Origin of the sequence: Paraburkholderia sp. BR10954 (genome assembly GCF_040965775.1) — a bacterium.
GTDB lineage: Bacteria > Pseudomonadota > Gammaproteobacteria > Burkholderiales > Burkholderiaceae > Paraburkholderia > Paraburkholderia youngii.
In genome coordinates this window covers 158,103-175,059 of the sequence record NZ_JBFRCK010000011.1, presented here as the reverse complement: position 1 = coordinate 175,059, position 16,957 = coordinate 158,103, and the positions used below count along the sequence as shown (strand labels likewise).

General features: G+C 64.8%; 16 protein-coding genes. 6 read left to right on the top strand and 10 right to left on the bottom strand.

All coding sequences use genetic code 11. The features are described from left to right. Positions 1 to 271: 271 nt before the first annotated feature. A complete protein-coding gene (locus tag AB4Y34_RS17945; protein WP_013088820.1) occupies positions 272 to 730 on the top strand; it encodes a CopD family protein in 459 nt (152 codons plus the stop codon). 48 nt (positions 731 to 778) lie between these two features. Here AB4Y34_RS17945 and AB4Y34_RS17940 read toward each other — a convergent pair whose 3' ends face one another. Both AB4Y34_RS17940 and AB4Y34_RS17935 read right to left on the bottom strand, forming a co-directional pair. Continuing rightward, complete coding sequence (locus tag AB4Y34_RS17940) at positions 779 to 1,987, bottom strand: chromate transporter (protein WP_368716761.1); 1,209 nt, start codon at positions 1,985 to 1,987, stop codon at positions 779 to 781. 37 nt (positions 1,988 to 2,024) lie between these two features. Next, positions 2,025 to 4,388, bottom strand: a complete 2,364-nt coding sequence (locus AB4Y34_RS17935; RefSeq protein ID WP_368716760.1) for an EAL domain-containing protein — start codon at positions 4,386 to 4,388, stop codon at positions 2,025 to 2,027. 75 nt (positions 4,389 to 4,463) lie between these two features. Between AB4Y34_RS17935 and AB4Y34_RS17930 the strand changes: the two genes are divergently transcribed. Continuing rightward, a complete protein-coding gene (locus AB4Y34_RS17930; RefSeq protein WP_368716759.1) occupies positions 4,464 to 4,700 on the top strand; it encodes a hypothetical protein in 237 nt (78 codons plus the stop codon). 105 nt (positions 4,701 to 4,805) lie between these two features. Here AB4Y34_RS17930 and AB4Y34_RS17925 read toward each other — a convergent pair whose 3' ends face one another. The 4 genes from AB4Y34_RS17925 to AB4Y34_RS17910 form a co-directional block, all read right to left on the bottom strand. Then, entirely contained in the window at positions 4,806 to 5,705 is a 900-nt protein-coding gene (locus tag AB4Y34_RS17925; RefSeq protein ID WP_368716758.1) for a PhzF family phenazine biosynthesis protein, read from the bottom strand. A gap of 196 nt (positions 5,706 to 5,901) precedes the next feature. Continuing rightward, a complete protein-coding gene (locus AB4Y34_RS17920) occupies positions 5,902 to 6,366 on the bottom strand; it encodes a RidA family protein (RefSeq protein ID WP_013088824.1) in 465 nt (154 codons plus the stop codon). Between the two features lie 104 nt (positions 6,367 to 6,470). Continuing rightward, entirely contained in the window at positions 6,471 to 7,667 is a 1,197-nt protein-coding gene (locus AB4Y34_RS17915; RefSeq protein ID WP_368716757.1) for a PLP-dependent aminotransferase family protein, read from the bottom strand. Positions 7,668 to 7,795: 128 nt separating this feature from the next. After that, a complete protein-coding gene (locus tag AB4Y34_RS17910) occupies positions 7,796 to 8,491 on the bottom strand; it encodes a VOC family protein (protein ID WP_368716774.1) in 696 nt (231 codons plus the stop codon). 231 nt (positions 8,492 to 8,722) lie between these two features. On the opposite strand from AB4Y34_RS17910, the gene AB4Y34_RS17905 reads away from it, so the two are divergent. The 4 genes from AB4Y34_RS17905 (at position 8,723) to AB4Y34_RS17890 (ending at position 13,595) form a co-directional block, all read left to right on the top strand. Next, positions 8,723 to 10,180: a PLP-dependent aminotransferase family protein gene (locus AB4Y34_RS17905; protein ID WP_368716756.1), complete on the top strand. Its 1,458-nt coding sequence runs from the start codon at positions 8,723 to 8,725 to the stop codon at positions 10,178 to 10,180. Positions 10,181 to 10,301: 121 nt separating this feature from the next. Then, a complete protein-coding gene (htpG, locus tag AB4Y34_RS17900) occupies positions 10,302 to 12,200 on the top strand; it encodes a molecular chaperone HtpG (protein WP_368716755.1) in 1,899 nt (632 codons plus the stop codon). Positions 12,201 to 12,399: 199 nt separating this feature from the next. Further along, complete coding sequence (locus AB4Y34_RS17895; protein ID WP_368716754.1) at positions 12,400 to 13,119, top strand: chorismate lyase; 720 nt, start codon at positions 12,400 to 12,402, stop codon at positions 13,117 to 13,119. Further along, complete coding sequence (locus AB4Y34_RS17890) at positions 13,119 to 13,595, top strand: DNA-deoxyinosine glycosylase (RefSeq protein ID WP_176380754.1); 477 nt, start codon at positions 13,119 to 13,121, stop codon at positions 13,593 to 13,595. The genes AB4Y34_RS17895 and AB4Y34_RS17890 overlap by 1 nt, the downstream gene beginning before the upstream one ends. Before the next feature lie 21 nt (positions 13,596 to 13,616). On the opposite strand, the gene AB4Y34_RS17885 is transcribed toward AB4Y34_RS17890, so the two are convergent. From AB4Y34_RS17885 to AB4Y34_RS17870, 4 genes are all read right to left on the bottom strand, one after another. Continuing rightward, positions 13,617 to 14,732 carry a succinylglutamate desuccinylase/aspartoacylase family protein gene (locus tag AB4Y34_RS17885; RefSeq protein ID WP_368590313.1) on the bottom strand — a complete coding sequence of 372 codons (1,116 nt, stop codon included), beginning with the start codon at positions 14,730 to 14,732 and terminating at the stop codon, positions 13,617 to 13,619. 310 nt (positions 14,733 to 15,042) lie between these two features. Beyond that, a complete protein-coding gene (locus AB4Y34_RS17880; RefSeq protein WP_176380850.1) occupies positions 15,043 to 15,519 on the bottom strand; it encodes a GNAT family N-acetyltransferase in 477 nt (158 codons plus the stop codon). Between the two features lie 8 nt (positions 15,520 to 15,527). Next, positions 15,528 to 15,929 (bottom strand): cupin domain-containing protein, encoded by a 402-nt coding sequence (locus tag AB4Y34_RS17875; RefSeq protein WP_018431592.1) that lies wholly within the window; start codon positions 15,927 to 15,929, stop codon positions 15,528 to 15,530. Between the two features lie 81 nt (positions 15,930 to 16,010). Continuing rightward, on the bottom strand, positions 16,011 to 16,838 hold the full coding sequence (locus tag AB4Y34_RS17870; RefSeq protein WP_368716753.1) for a helix-turn-helix domain-containing protein: 828 nt from the start codon (positions 16,836 to 16,838) through the stop codon (positions 16,011 to 16,013). Positions 16,839 to 16,957 lie beyond the last annotated feature (119 nt).

Here is a 16,957-nt window from a genome sequence, read left to right as displayed (position 1 = left end):
AGCTTGACGCTGGAAAGCCACGGGCGCCTGCTAGCATGCGGGGCGCTCGCGGTCAGTCACAACAAGTCCGTCGCGCAAAGGGTGTGGGAGCAAACGGGGTGCGGCGGCGTCGCGGCCAGATGAAGGTGCCGCGATTACAACGACAAAATACGATGCAATCGACGTCGATACCCGGAACTGCCTGTATCACGTATGGTCGAACGCGCTCAGTTGCTGCTGAGCGGGATTAAGTGTCCAAAACGGTGTGGCGTCGTCGGGAGAGGAAAACTACATGAACAAGGCTATCGAGGTCGCGCTTTTTCTGCATCTGCTCGGGGTGGCGGTGTGGGTCGGCGGTATGGTGTTCGCGCATTTCTGCCTGCGCCCGGCGCTCGGCGATCTGTCGCCGCAACTGCGCCTGCCGCTGTGGGAGTCGGTGTTCGGCCGCTTCTTCAACTGGGTCGGGGTGTCGGTGCTCGTGATCCTGATCAGCGGCGGCTTCCTGCTGATGCAGTTCGGTGGCGGTCATGCCACCTGGCCATTGCATGCGATGGCCGGCCTCGGCATCGTGATGATGCTGATCTTCGGGCATATCCGCTTCGCCGTGTATCCGCGCATTCGCCGCGCGGTGCAGGCGCAGAAGTGGCCCGATGGCGCGCGGGCGGTCGGTACGGTCCGCCGTCTCGTGCTGATCAATCTCGTGCTGGGCGTCGTGACGATCGGCGTCGCGGTGCTGTCGCGCGGATTCTGATCCGCCGATCGCCAACGGCGCGACAGGCTTCGTGCGGACCGCGATGGGTCACGTCGTGACGCCGTACGCGAGCCACAAACCACACGCCACCGCCACCGTTCCGTACACGGCGTACACCGGCACCTTCAGCTTCGCGAAGCACATTGCGGAGAACGTCGCGGTCAACAGATAGATCGGTTCCAGCGGTACATGCGCGGCAATGCGCAGTACCGCGACCGCGAGAAACGCGGTCGTGACCGCGCGCAGAACCCTCATGCCGTGCTCGAAGCGCGGGTTCACCTTCAACAGATGCAGATGCCGCTGCGCGAGCACGACGAGGCAGCCAGACGGCACGAATAGCGCGAGCGTCGCGATCAGCGCGCCTGGCCAGCCATCGACGAGATACCCGAAGAACGGCACCACGTTCAGCAAGGGTCCCGGAGACAACGGCGACAGCGTAAACGCGAGCGTGAAGTCGTTATCGGACACGCCGACCGCCGGCGTGACGAACAGCGTCTTCAGCACCGGCAACGCCGAGAAGCCGCCGCCGAACAGCGTCATGCCGGCACCGGCGAGACGCGGCCACAGCAGCGCGAGGTCATAGCGATGCGGCAGCGGCAGCGCAAACAGCACGAGCAGGACGCCGAGCGCGGCCAGCAGCCGATAGTCGCCGCGCCGAAGCGACACGGCCAGCCGCGAGTCGCGCTCCGGGCTCGCGAACCAGCCGATGCCGAATGCTGCTCCCAGCATCACCACATACGCCGCGGCGCTATGCGCATAGAGCAGCGCGATGCTGCCGAGCAGCGCCGCCGTCCATTCGAGCTTGCCGCGCACCAGCGCGCGCGTCTGCTTGTACCAGGTGAGCGCGATCAATGTCGCAAGCACGACGCTGAAGTGATGTAGCAGCGTCTGCGACGCGATCGTATGCACGACGGGCGTGCGATAGAAGATCGCGAACAGCGTCATCAGTGTGAAGAAGGGCAGCACGCTCGCCACACCGGCGACCCATGCGCCCGCGCGTCCGCGCAGCGCGTGTCCGAGCTGCACGGCGACGTTGCAGCCGACGGGTCCCGGCACCATCCACGCGAGCGCGATCAGATCCGAGAACGCCACGCGCGAGAGTCGCCCCTCGCGTTCCACGTAGTGATGCTCGAGCTGCGCCATCAACGCGAGGCCGCCCCACGACAGCGCCGACAAGCCGCACACGACCCGGAACAGCGTCCATAGCGGTTCCCGTCGCCCGCGGCGGGCAGCCTCCTCACTCGTGATGGTCGGCATCGGCGCTGCGGGGGCCCGCGGTGCGGGCGCCCGTCCTTTAATTGCTGGTGCTGGATACGCTGCTTGCGCTGTCGGCCAGGTGCGCGACGCGGCGGCCGCTGGTGTTGTTCATGCCGCATACCCCAAAGCGCTCGAGCAGCGCCGGAATCGCCTCTGCCGGCACCGGACGCGAGAACAGGAAGCCCTGCGCCTCGATATGGCCGAGCGCGGCCAGCCACGCAATCTGCTCTTCGGTCTCCGTGCCTTCGACGACCACCGTGAGTCCGAGCGAGCGCGCGAGGTTGACGATCGCGGTGACCATCACGCAGACGCTGCGGTCGCCCGGAATCGCCTGGACGAAGGAGCGGTCCACCTTCAGCGTGTCGACGGCGAAGCGGTTCAGATAGGACAGCGATGAATAGCCGGTGCCGAAATCGTCGAGCGCGATGCGTACGCCGAGACGCTTCAGCGCGAAGATTTTTTCGGAGACGACTTCCGGAAATTCCATCATCGTCGTTTCAGTGATTTCGAGTTCGAGGCGGCGCGCGGAGATGCCGGTTTCCTCGATCGCGCGCGAAATCGTTTGGAACAGGTCGCCGCGCCAGAACTGCACCGCCGAAATGTTCACAGCGAGCGACAGCGTGTCGTAGCCCTGCTGCTGCCACTGCGCGAGCTGACGGCATGCGGTCTCGATCACGAAGTCGCCGATCGGCACGATCAGCCCAGTGGACTCCGCCACGGGAATGAACTCGTTGGCCGGGATCAGCCCGTGCTGCGGGTGGTTCCAGCGCACGAGCGCTTCGAAGCCGGTGATGCAGCGACGCGCCAGATCGATCTTGGGCTGATAGGCGAGGAACAGTTGCCCTTCGGCCAGCGCGACGCGCAGCTGCTGTTCCCACTTCATCAAATGATCCGCGCGATGCGACAGATGCGGCGAATAGAACTGGTAGCAGTTCTTGCCGGCGTCCTTCGCGCTGTACATCGCGAGGTCGGCTTTCTTCAGCAGGTCGATCTCGCTTTCGTTGGCGACCGAGTACAGCGCGATGCCGATGCTCGCATGCAGCACGAACGAACTGCCGCGCACCTCGAACGGCTTCGAGAACGCTTCCGCGGCGGCTTCGGCGAGCGCGACCGCGCGCTTCTCGACATCGTCGCCCTTGATCACGACGACGAACTCGTCGCCGCCGATGCGGGAGAGCGTGCCTTCGTCGGCGACCGCGGTCGCGAGGCGCGAGGCCGTCATCTGCAGCACGATGTCGCCGGCGTTGTGACCGAGCGTGTCGTTGACGGTCTTGAAGTTGTCGAGGTCGATGAAAAGAATCGCGAGGCGGCCGAGATTGAACGGCTGCGCGACGTCGTGGCGCAGCGCCTGCAGCGTCGCGTAGCGATTGCGCAGGCCCGTCAACAGGTCGTATTCGACGAGATGCGTCATCTCGCGCTCGCGGCCGAGCAGCTTGCCGATCAGGCCGGTCGCGACGCCGAAGAAGCTGAGCATCGCGAGCGAAATGAAGCCTGCCATCAACAGATAGACGTTGCGCGTGTGGTTGTAGTCGGCGAATTCTTCGCCCTGCGAAAGACCGACGAGCACGCCGAGCGGATAGCCGTCGATGTGCCGGTACGACACGATACGCGTGACGTTGTCGATCGAATCGACGTAGGTGCCCGACACGTGCTCCGAAGTCGGATACGTGCCGCTCGCGGTGAACGTGCTGCTGGCTTTGTTGGCGTTGCCGGTGCGGCGCGCGAGCACGGTGCCGTTGTCGGAGATCACCGCGATCACGCCTTCGCGGCCGATCGCCGCGTTGTTGTAGAAGTCCGACGTGAAGTAGCTCGGGTCTTCGGAGACCACGACGACGCCCGCGAACGAGCCGTCAGGATGATTCAGGCGCCGCGTCACCTGCAGCGTCCAGTGACCCGAGATGCGGCCGAGCACCGGTTTGCTGATGTATAGCTGGTCGTCGTTCTCGTGCTCGTGGACCTTGAAGTGCTCGCGGTCGGACAGGTCGATGTGGGCGGGATTCAGTTCGGCCGTGTTGGCGATCAGTCTGCCGTGCTCGTCGATCAGCGACACCTGCACGAGCGTTTCGCTTTGCACGACGCCTTTTTCGACCGTGCTCGCGAGATCGAAATGATTCGGCGTCTTTTCGAACTCGTACTTGACGAAGCGCGTGATCTGATCGACCTGGTGAATCGCCTTGATAGTGTGCTGCTCGAGCGCCGAGGAAAGAATGGCGGAAGACGCCATCGCTTCGCGGTACGTCGCGTCTTTCTCGACCGATAGCCGCGCGAAGATCACGGTCCACAGCAGAATCAATACGAGTACGCCGAGTGCTGGAATAACGAGCAACGCGCGCCGGCGCGTGATCATCGGATCGCGTCGCGGCCTGGCTTCGCGCGGGTCGGAGAAGCGGGACTGAGTCATCGCGCGGCCCTTGGCTGGGGGTGGGTCGCTTGCAAACGCACGGGCATCGACTGCGCGAAATAAATGGATGGCTGCATGGTGACCAAGGTGCCAAAGCTGCTGCGCAGGAGGAGAGGGCGTGGCGCCGCGCCTGACCGTCCACAGGTCATCGGATTCGACCGCTATATACCGTTCGATATTACTGAATGCGACTCGATTAAGGAAGCGTCCGCGCATGGGGTATACGCGGGCGCGGCGAGCACCTCGGTCCGGCCGCTCATGAGCCCTGCATGGCCGGTATCTGGCAAGGGTTTTGCCGTCCAGTCGCAATGAATTCGGACAACCAGGTATGGCGACGTCATAGTGATGCGGCTTTTTGTGGTGTGAAGCGGCGACATGCGGCGTGTCGCGGTGCCTCGCGCGCGAGGCCGCGATTGCTTACGCGAGCCGGCACGTGCCGTCGATGATCGTTACCGCAGGGCCGCCGATCCAGATCTTGCCGCGTGCATCGTCATAGTGGACCGACACGTCGCCCGCGCGCCCGAGCACGGTGCCTTGGCGCGCCGTGTAGCGCGTGCCGGGACGACGTTGCTGCAGGCTCAGCAGACCCGCGAGCGCGGCGTTGGCGCTGCCCGTCACCGGGTCTTCGCCGGTGCCGAAGCCGCCGCCCGCCATCAGGCAACGGACTTCGAACGTTGCCGGGCCGTCGGCGTCGTGCGGACCGTATACGGCGACGCCGTGCGTGTCGACCGAATGCACGAGCTCGGCTAGCGCCGCCGCATCGGGTTCGAGCGCGAGGCAGTCGCGGGCCGAATCGACCCGCACGACGAGCCACGGCGCGCCGTTATCCACCGCGCATGGCGGCGCGGTAAAGTCGATCGCCTGACTACGTAAAGCCGTAGACAGCGCCTCGTAACGATGCTCGGCGAGCGGCGTCACGCGCGCGGGTGGCGCGGCGAACGCCCATGCGCCGTGTGTAGCGTCGGCGCCATCGAGCGCTTCGAGTTCGACGAGACCCACGCCGCATTGCTGGATCAGCTTGCCAGCCTGCTTCGGCTGGTAGCCGCTTTCGCGCAAAGCATGCGCGGTGCCAAGCGTCGGATGACCAGCGAACGGCAACTCGCCGCCCGGCGTGAAGATGCGCACGCGATAGTCGGCGGCGGCATCGGTCGGCTTCAGCAGAAAGGTGGTTTCGGACAGATTGGTCCAGCAGGCGATGGCCTGCATCTGCGCGGTATCGAGCGCGTCGGCATCGAACACGACGGCGAGCGGATTGCCCTTGAACGGTGTCGACGAAAACACGTCGACCTGTTTGAAACGAACGGTGTGAGCGGACATCGACAGGCCCCGGCGCAATGGACGTTGAGGGATCTCGCGGATTCTATCCGGCTGCGCGGCAGCGATCCACCGTCGCCATAAAACAAAAACGCGCCGCCGGTGTGTGACACCAGACAGCGCGTTCGCATCGCGATGCCGCGTGAATTATTTGCGAATCTCACGCGGCATCGCCTGCATCGTCATATCGCTTCGATGCTTATTCGACCTCGGCGATCAGTTCGATCTCGACGCACGCGCCGAGCGGAATCTGCGCGACGCCGAATGCCGAGCGCGCGTGCTTGCCGCGCTCGCCGAACACGTCGGCGATCAGCTCGGACGCGCCGTTGGTGACCACATGCTGCTCGGTGAACTCGAGCGTCGAGTTCACGAGGCTCATCAGCTTGACGATGCGCGTGACGCGGTTCAGGTCGCCGACGTGCGCATGCAAGGTGGCGAGCAGATCGATTGCGATCGAGCGCGCGGCGGCCTTGCCTTCGTCGGTGCCGAGCGTCGCGCCGAGCTTGCCGACCCAGACCTTGCCGTCCTTCTTCGCGATGTGACCCGACAGGTACACCGTGTTGCCGCTTTGCGCGCTCATCACATAGGCCGCTGCCGGCGCACCCGCTGCCGGCAGTTCGATGCCGAGTTCCTTGAGCTTGTCGTACACATTCGATTGAGCCATGTCGTGTCCTCGTTACGGTGAGATTGCATGAATGCAGGCGGGGCGAAGTCCGCACGCAACGCGCGTGCAAACTTCGCCCCGGTGGCAGTGCGGCTAACGCCGTTTTAAATTTTCGCGCGCACGAGTGCGCCGAGACGCGCCACGCCTTCGTCGATTTTAGCGGGCGGCACGGTGACGAACGACAGACGCAGCGAATTGTGCTGCGCCTCGCTCGCGAAAAACGGAGCGCCCGGCACGAATGCGACGTTTTGCGCGACCGCTTCTTCGAGCAGCTTCATCGTGTCGATGCCCGCCGGCAGCTTGACCCAGATGAACATGCCGCCTTCCGGACGGTTCCAGCTGACGCCTTCGGGCATATAGCGTTCCAGCGCGGTGAGCATCGCGTCGCACTGGTTGCGATACAGCTCGCGGATCGTCGGCACGTGCGTGTCGAGGAAGCCGTCCTTGACCACTTCGTGCACGATGCGCTGCGTGAAGCTCGGCGTGTGCAGGTCGGTGGCCTGCTTGGCCTGCACGAGTTTGAAGATCAGTTCCTCGGGCGCGATGATGAAGCCGACGCGCAGACCCGGCGCGAGCACCTTCGAGAACGAGCCCAGATAGACGATGTGATCGGGCGCCATCGACAGCATCGTCGGCAGCGGTTCGCCCGCGTAGTCGAGCGCGCCGTAGGGGTCGTCCTCGATCACCGGGAACGGCGAGCTTTTCGCGAACTCGGCGAGCGCGCGGCGGCGTTCGACCGGCAGACGACGGCCGGTCGGATTCTGGAAATTCGGCTGTGTGTACAACAGACGCGCGCCTTTGATCAGTTCCGGCGTCAGGCCTTCCGGGATCAGGCCCTGTTCGTCGGTCGGAACCTGCACGTAGTGCGGCTCGTACATCGAGAACGATTGCAGCGCGCCAAGGTAGGTCGGCGTTTCGACCAGCACCGGGCTAGCCACGCAAACCAGCACCTTGCCGAGCAGGTCGAGCGCCTGTTGCGAGCCGGTCGTGATCAGCACCTGCGACGGGCGGATCTGCGCGCCGTTAATCGAGTAGCGTTGCGCGATCCATTCGCGCAGCGGCAGATAGCCTTCGGTCGCGCTGTACTGCAGCGCAGCGGCGGGCGAGTCGCGCAGGATGCGGTCGGATGCCTCGCGCATGCGCTCGGCCGGGAAGGTAGCCGGCGAGGGCAGGCCGCCGGCGAAGGAGATGACTTCGGGCCGTTCCGTGACCTTCAGGATTTCGCGAATCGCGGAGCTGGTGAGCTTGCGCGCGCGTTCGGACAATTGCCACGTCGGGGCTTTCAGGTCGCTTTGGTCCATGATCTCCTCTGCTGGTATTTCTGGAACCGGTCAAAACTTCAATTATCGCGCGACTCGGCAAGCATTGCCGCTGGGGGCGCCCCGGGGTTGCCCCGGGGTTGGCCCGCGGTTGCCCAATCGCGCGCTGCTTATCCGAGGGTTCGTGGACCTTCGGGTGTTTCAAATTCGGCGACGAGCGCCGCGGCGCCGTCGGTCGGCTCGACGTCGAGCAGGTGCGCGGCGCCGAGCCAGCGCAGTTGCTCGCCAATCAGCTCGGGCCGCGGATGCACGGCTTTCAGCGCTTTCAGCGCGAGGTTCGTCGGTGCCAGCGACTGCGACGGATGCCGCGTCGAGTCCCACTGGATCAGCGACGGCAGCACGCCGTCGCCAGCGCCTTGCCAGGCGGGGAACGAGCCGTCGTCGGGCACCGTCAGGCCCCACGTGAAATCGCCGCGCGTCATCGGCACGACCGGCGCGATGCGCTGCGGATACTGCGCCTGCCACGTCGCGAGACGCTTCGGCCGCTCGACGCGCGCGACCCAATGCGACAGATACGGCCCGTTTTCGAGTCGCGCCTGCGTCGCCGGGTCGTCGAGCGCGAACAGGCGCGGGCGCGGCGCGGTGCCACCGGGTGTGTCGGCCGCGGCGCGCGGATCAATCGCGATCACTTCCAGATAGACGCCGCCCCACAGGCCGAGCAGGCGATTGTGGGTCCGCATCAGCGGATGCGCGCCGCCGCCGGCCGGGGCGACGCCGAGGGTATCGGCGACGTAGCGGACGCCTTCATCCAGCGTGCGCGCGGAGACGACGAGGTGATCGAGACTGATGAGCGATTGGGCTGTCAGGGCTGTCATGGCGGATGGACGGAAAACGCTGTTCTGCGCAAGGGCCCGTTGCGCGCCCCGCTGAAGGCTGCGCTGCCGGGGCCGTAAGCATAACCGTTTGCCGGATCGGCGGGCCATGCGGATGGTTTCGTATGCCGTGACCACCCTTCGCTGGATTCAAATGTAACGGCCGCGACCTGCACAGTAACGGTACAATCGACTCGATACTGTTCGGTACAGTTGGAGCCCGTCATGTCCGTCCCGCTTGCCGAGATTCCCGCCCCGCACGATACCGCGTCGTTGACTCTCGTCGAACAGCTCGTCCAGTGGGCGCGGCGACGCATCGAGGAGCGCGTGTTCCGCCCCGGCATGCGCATGCCGTCCATCCGTAAGCTCGCGCTCGACAAGGGCGTCTCGCGCTTCACGGTGGTCGAAGCGTACGAGCGGCTCGTCGCGCAGGGTTTTCTGGAGTCGCGGCGCGGTTCCGGCTTCTATGTGCGCGAGCGCCAGGGCAGCGCGGCGACGGTCTCCGAACTGCACCCGCGCGCCGAGACGCTGCCCGCGCCGGCCAATATCGACGTCGTCTGGCTGCTGCGCAACATGCTGCATACGGGCGCGCGGCCCGAGCGCAGTCCGGGGCTCGGCTATTTGCCGGCCCGCTGGCTCGACGGCGACCTGATCACCAACGCGCTGCGCACGCTCGGCCGGCAAAGCGGCATGCAGATGCTCGGCATCGGCACCGCGCAAGGTTTCCTGCCGCTGCGCCAGCAGTTGCAGACGCGGCTCGAGGAGTTGGAGATCGGCGCGTCGCCCGAGCAGATCGTGATGGTGTCCGGCATCACGCAGGCGATCGACCTGATTTCGCGCATCTACGTGAAACCGGGCGACGCGGTGATCGTCGGCGATCCGGCGTGGTTTCAGATGTTCGGCTGCTTCGCGTCGCAGGGCGCCCGATTGGTCGGCATGCCGTACACCCCGGACGGTCCCGATCTCGACGCGCTCGAAGCGCTGGTTCAGGAATGGCGCCCCAAAATGCTGGTGATCAACTCGGTGCTGCAAAACCCGACTGGCACCTCGCTGACCGCCGCGCAGGCGTTCCGCATCCTGCGGCTTGCCGAGGCGTACGACTTCATCGTCGTCGAGGACGATATCTACGGCGACCTGTGCCCGCCCGGCTACCCGGGCACGCGGCTCGCGAGCCTCGATCAGTTGAAGCGTGTGATTTACCTCGGCAGCTTTTCGAAGACGCTCGCGCCGAATCTGCGCGTGGGGTTCATCGCGTGCGCGCCGGAAGTCGCAATGGTGGTCAGCAATCAGAAGATGCTGGTCGGCATGACGAGCCCCGAACTCAACGAGCGCGTGATCTACAAGATCCTGACCGAGGGCCACTACCGGCGGCACGTCGAGCGCATCCGCGCGCGGCTCGACGGTGTGCGCGAGAAGGCCGTGCGGATGATCGAGAAGACCGGTATGAAGCTGTTCCTGACGCCGACGGCCGGCATGTTCCTGTGGGCCGACACCGGCGTCGACGCGGGCGCGCTCGCCGCGGCCGGGCACGAAGCTGGCTTCCTGCTGACGCCGGGCGGCCTGTTTTCGCCGCAGCAGTCGCCGAGCACGTGGATGCGCTTCAACATCGCCAATTGCGGCGATCCCGAACTGCCGGCGTTTCTGAGCCGTTATCTCGACGGCGTCGCGCGCCGCGCCTCTTGAAACCGCGCCGGATCGTCCCCAATTGCGCCGACGATCCCGCGGTCCGGCGATCCGGCCCGGCGGGCCCTGACAGGTTTCGCCGCCGCCCATCCCCCATTCGCAACAGAGAGGAAGTCCGACCATGGCACAAGAAACCATGAGCTTTCAGGCAGAAGTGAAACAACTTCTGCAACTGATGATCCATTCGCTGTACAGCAACAAGGAAATCTTTCTGCGCGAGCTGATCTCGAACGCGTCCGACGCGGCCGACAAGCTGCGCTTTGAGGCGATCGAAAACAGCGCGCTGTACGAAAACGATCCGAACCTGCGGATTCGCGTGTCGTACGACAAGGCCGCGCGCACCGTCACGGTCGACGACAACGGCATCGGCATGAGCCGCGACGAAACGATTGCCCACCTCGGCACGATCGCACGTTCGGGCACCAAGGAATTCTTCGGCAAGCTGTCGGGCGACCAGCAGAAGGACGCGGCGCTGATCGGCCAGTTTGGCGTGGGCTTCTACTCGGGCTTCATCGTCGCCGACAAGATCACCGTCGAGACGCGCCGCGCCGGTTTGCCGGCCGCCGAAGGCGTGCGCTGGGTCAGCGCGGGCGAGGGCGATTTCGCGGTGGAGACGATCGAGCGCGCCGCGCGCGGCACGACCATCACGCTGCATCTGCGTGCCGATGAGGACGAGTTGCTGTCGTCGTATCGGCTGAAGTCGATCATTCAGAAGTACTCGGACCACGTCGCGCTGCCGATCCTGATGCAGAAGGAAGAGTGGGACGCGGAAAAGAGCGAGATGGTCACGAAGGAAGAGGACGAGACCGTCAACCAGGCGAGCGCGCTGTGGACCCGTTCGAAGAACGACATCACCGAAGATCAATACAAGCAGTTCTACCAGCACATCTCGCACGATCATCAGGACCCGCTGACGTGGACGCATAACCGCGTCGAAGGCCGCAGCGAATACACGCAACTGCTGTACGTGCCGGCGCACGCGCCGTTCGATCTGTGGAACCGAGAGCAGCGCGGCGGGCTGAAGCTGTACGTGAAGCGCGTGTTCATCATGGACGACGCCGAGCAACTGCTGCCCACCTACCTGCGTTTCGTGAAGGGTGTGGTCGATTCGGCCGATCTGCCGCTCAACGTGTCGCGCGAAATCCTGCAGGAAAGCCGCGACGTGAAGGCGATCCGCGAAGGCGTGACGAAGCGCGCGCTGTCGATGCTCGAAGAACTGGCGAATTCAGAAGAAGCCGCCGACAAGGAAAAGTACGCCAGCTTCTGGAAGGAATTCGGTCAGGTGCTGAAGGAAGGCATCGGCGAGGACTTCGCCAATCGCGAGCGCATCGCGAAGCTCCTGCGCTTTGCGACGACGCATACGGGCACGGCCGAGCAGACCGTGTCGCTGGCCGACTACGTCGCTCGCATGAAGCCCGAGCAGACGAAGATTTACTACGTAACCGCCGACACGTGGCAAGCCGCGTCGAACAGCCCGCATCTCGAAGTGTTCCGCAAGAAGGGCGTCGAAGTGCTGTTGCTCACTGATCGCGTCGATGAATGGATGCTGTCGTTCCTCAACGAATTCGACGGCAAGCCGCTGCAAAGCGTCGCGCGCGGCGATCTCGATCTCGGCGCGCTGAACGACGAGGAAAAGCAGGCGCAGGAGAAGATCGGCGAAGAGTTCAAGCCGCTCGTCGAGAAGATGAAGGAAGCGCTGAAGGACAAGGCGAAGGACGTGCGTCTGACGTTCCGCCTGACCGACTCGCCGTCGTGCCTCGTCGCCGACGACGGCGAAATGAGCGGCTACCTGCAGCGCATGCTGAAAGCCGCGGGCCAGAAGGCGCCAGAGTTCCATCCGATCCTCGAAGTGAATCCGGAGCACGCGCTCGTCAAGGGTCTGCATGCCGATAGCGCGAATTTCGACGACTGGTGCCATCTGCTGTTCGATCAGGCGCTGCTCGCCGAAGGCGGCGCGCTCGAAGATCCGGCGAGCTTCGTGAAGCGGACCAATGCGTTGCTGCTGTCGCGCGCGAGTTGAGTTTCAAGGAAGGCGAACTGGGAGCGTCGATCACGTTGTTATTGGATTGACGCTCTGAGGTGGTTCGAAATGCGCTGCTTCGGCAGCGCATTTTTTTGCCCGTCGGTTTACGCCGGCTTCGTGCCTGGAGCGGCGCGCGATCAGCGCAAGCGTCGCCGCGAAAAAATGCCGTCGGAGCGCGCCGCTATAATCCGACACCATGCCTATCCGTTTCGATCCCGCCGACACCCACTGGCGCGTCGCGCCTTTGCCCACTTTCAGCGCTGCCCAGAAAGACTGGCTGACCCGCGGCGGTTCGCTGACTGCGCATCTGCGCGCGCTCGGCGCGGTCGCGGTGCGGGTGACGCGCGAAGCGATCGCGCAGCCGTGGCCGGACGAAGCCGCCGCGCTCGGACTCACGCCGCGCGCGCCCGTGTGGGTGCGCGAAGTGGTGCTGTCTGTCGATGGTGTGCCGTTCGTCGCCGCGCATAGCGTGACGCCACGCGCCGCGAGCGTCGGCATCTGGCAGGCGACGCGGCGGCTGCGCACGCGGCCGCTCGCCGAGTTGCTGTACAGCGATAGCGGCGTCGCGCGTTCGTCGCTGGTGAGCCGCAGGGTGGGGAAGCGGCATCCGTTGTATCGGCTGGCCGCGCGTGAGATCGGCGGTGGCCTCGTGGATGAGCCGCATGCGCTGGTGGCACGGCGCTCGGTGTTCGAGCGCCACGGCGCGCCGTTGATGGTGACCGAATGCATGCTGCCGACATTGTGGGAGCATCTGGCCCGGCTGGAGCAGGCGGGGCCCTCGGGCGGCGCTGCAACCGAGACCGTTTTAGGCGCGCATGTCGCGCACGAGCGGATACGCGACCACGGCCGTCCGCTCGATCACACCGCGTCGCGCGCGCATGCCGCGCCGCGCACGTCGGACGACCGGGGCCGCTGATGTTGCGCGGCTTTCCGCCGGTCGTCGCGGCCGACACGCACACGCTGATACTCGGCAGTTTTCCCGGCGAAGCGTCACTGGCCGCGGCGCAGTATTACGCACATCCGCGCAACCAGTTCTGGCGCCTGCTCGGCACGGTACTCGGCGAACCCGCGCTGCACGGGTTGCCGTATGAAGAGCGCCTCGCACGCGTGCTCGCGCATCGGATCGGCATCTGGGATGTGCTCGATGCATGCCATCGTCAAGGCAGTCTCGACTCGGCGATCCGCCATGCGCAGCCGAACGACTTCGAGTCGTTGCGCGAGCATGCGCCGTTGCTCAACAAGGTTTGCTTCAACGGGAAGACGGCGGGGCGGTTCGCGCCGGTCATCGGTGCGGCAGGCTATCGAACGCTGGTGTTGCCGTCGTCGAGCCCGGCGAATGCGACGCTGTCGTTCGAACAGAAGCTCTCGTGTTGGCGGCAGATTGTTTCCTGACGAAACTCGGAGGAAGGCTACTTAGTTCGGCAGCAGCGAGCCGCTACGAATAGGCTCGGCTCCAGCGACACACGCGACCTCCAGCCCCGCGGTGGCGAAGCGCGCGCGTTGCCGCGCATATAGCACGCCGGCGACGGAATTCGTGATCGTGACGACGCGGCCGGTCAGCGGATCGACGATGTCGGCGATCGCCTCGCCGGGCTCGACCCAGACACCGAGCGGCGCGCGGAACACGAGCACGCCGGAGATCGGTGCGACGAGCGGCTCGCTGCCGGAGAAAGGCGTGGCCTGGAACGCGAGCTCCGGCAACGGCGCGGGTGTGCCGTCGATGACACCGCGAAACGTCAGGTATTCGACGATCGCATTCGCGTCGCGCTCGGCGAACGCGTAGCTCACGTCCGCCTGGCCGCGCAGCTCGATCGTTACCGAGATCGAGCCATTCGGAATCGGATAGCGCTCGCCGTAGCGGGCACGCAGCTCGGACCAACTGAAGCTGTGAATCTCGTCGAACGGATTGCCGATCGAATTGAGCGCGAGCAGCGAAGTCTTCGCGTCGAGATAGCGCGCGAGTGGCTCGACGTCGGGCCACGTGTCGGGGTTCGTGAACAGATGCATCGCCGCTTCGAAGTCGCAGTGCAGGTCGAGCACGACGTCGGCATCGTATGACAGGCGCTGCAGCGCGAGGCGCTGCGATTCGAGCTCGGTGGTCGGCGTTTGCTCGGCGAGCGCCTCGCGCATTGCGGCGCGCACGGCGCGCAGGTTCCGTTGCGCGTCGCCGGTCAGGTGAGGCTCGATGCGCGGCATCACGAGCTCGGCCAGATTGTGGAAGTTGCGATTGAAGTTCGCCGCGGTGCCGCTTTCGAAGCGGCCAACCATGTGCCCGAGCACCCGCTGGTTGAGGCCGATCGGATTGGGTACCGGCACGATGACGATTTCGCCGCGCAACCTGCCCGCCGTCTCGAGGGCGGCGACGCGTTGGCGCAGTTCCCATGCGACCAGCATCCCCGGCAGCTCGTCGGCATGCAGCGACGACTGGATGTAGATCTTCTGTCCGCCCGTCGGGCCGTAGTGGAAGCTCGTCAGGTACCGCTCGGTGCCGAGCGACGGGGAAATCAACGGATGGGTTTGTGTTTGCATGATGGTGTGAATGTTGCCGGCCGCCGTGCGGGGGCGGGGGTTCCCGCGCCATTGCCTGTCAGCTGACGTATACGGCGAAGTTTGAAGTGCCCCGCTTCGAGCTTCAGCTCAGTTGTATAGACAAGATAGAGAATTGAAGATGATGGCGGAAGTAGGGTTTTCGCTGACGACGGGCGGCGTGCCTTCATGTAGGCGGGGGTTTCGCGTGAAACGAAAATTCGAAGGAGGAATCGAGGCGCGCTGTAGCAATAGATGTATATGCAACCTGCGTGCTATGGAGAAGGGTCCGAAGACGAGCGATGCCGCGCCGTCAAAGCTCGAGTGCAAGAAACCTCGTGCCCTCGACCGGATTTGCGTAGTAAGGCGCGATTTCCACGAACCCTAATCGCTCGTAGATGCGCTGCGCGAAAGCGGTTTTCGGCACCGAGTCGAGGACCAGCTTCGAGAAGCCCAACGATTTTGCTTTCCCGATCACCGACGTCACCAGCGTTTCGCCGAGACGCATCCCTCTGAATGCGTCGCGCACGAACAGGCGCTTGATTTCGGCGGTCTCCGCACTATGGCGCAGCAGCCCCGCGCAACCGGCGAGTTCGCCGCCGGCATCGGCGACGAAGAACATGCCGGATGGCAACGTGTAAACCGCTTCGAACGCGTCCATTTCGGCATCGAATCCACGGTACGACAGATCCAGATCCAGCCACTGGACATACTCGCGGATCACCGCGACGAGTCTGCGCGTGTCGGCGGGGAAAACGGCTTCGCGAACGATCGGCAGCGGCGTTTGCATGGCGGTTCTCAGATCCATACGTCGTTTTCGGCCGTTCTTTCGTTGGTCGTATCGCCGGTGTTGACGACGCCGCGCGGTTCGATCAGCAGCAGCTTCACTTCGGAGCCGGCATACGGCTTGTGCTCGACTCCCTTTGGAACCACCGCCATTTCTCCGGCGAGCAGTTCGATCGAGCGATCGCGGAAGTCGATGCGCAAGCGCCCTTCGAGAACGATGAAAGTCTCGTCGGTGTCGGCATGCCGGTGCCAGACGAAATCGCCCTCTATCTTTACGACCTTGAACTGATAGTCGTTCATTTCGGCAACGACGCGCGGCTGCCAGTGGTCGTCGATCTGACGGATCTTGTCGAGCAGATTGATCGTCTTGTATTGGCCGCGTTGCTCGGGGGTCGGCTGGGAATCGCTGTGCATGGTGGCTCCATTCGGGTGATACCTGGAACAGAGCTTAGGCCGGCCGCCGGCGGATGTCTTGAACGATTGTGCAAGCTTGGGCTAGCCGGCGCGCCGATCGCTCGTCATCGCGAGCCAACGCGCGGGCGGGATCCCGTATGCGTGGCGAAAATGCCGGGTCATGTGGCTCTGGTCGGCGAAGCCGGCCGCTGCCGCCGTGTCCACGAGGGAAACGCCGCGCAGCATCATCGCGCGCGCCGCTTCGAGCCGGCGCATGACCAGGTAGTGATAGGGGCTGGTGCCGTAAAAGGTTCGGAAATCGCGCGACAGGCTCCAGCGATCCTGTCCGCTGACGGCGGCAAGTTCATCCAGCGTGACGACGCGGCTGCTCGATGCGTGCAGATATTCCCGTGCCCGCTGCGCTGCCGCGAAATCCGCGGACCTGCGCGCAGCTCGGGCACCCGATACGCTGTCCAGCGCGAGCGCGAGGCCGGCGAGCGCGTCGTCGCGCTCGAGCGGCTCCGCGTCGCCGCGCAGTTGGCGCAACGCTGTCTTCGTCGCTTCGAACAGCCGTGGATCGTTCGTGACCCCGCCTTCGACGAATGGCAGCGGCCGGCCTCCGAGGACCTCCTGGATGGCGGCCGGGTGCACGTAAATCATCTGATAACGGAATCCCTCCTGCGTACCGGCCTGACCGTCGTGCGCTTCGTCGGGATGCAGCACCATCGTCTGGCCGGGCAGACTGGTGCGCAAGCCGCGCCGGTAGTGAAAGCACTGAACCCCGGCGAGCGTCAGGCCGATCGCAAAGGTGTCGTGCCGATGCAGGGAGTACGCATTGCCGTGGAAAAAGGCCTCGATGCTTTCGACTCCGTCGGTGGGCTCCGAACGGGAAATCCAGTCGGATTGGAGTTGGCTGATGTCGCCGTCCATCATACTCTCGGGCTTGTTTGGCGGGGCTGCGGGAAAATCGATGTCAGATGGCCTTCATATTAACCGTCCTGAGCAATTGCCTGCTCGCTCGCTAGCGACCCTCGTGCGACGCTGTGGGA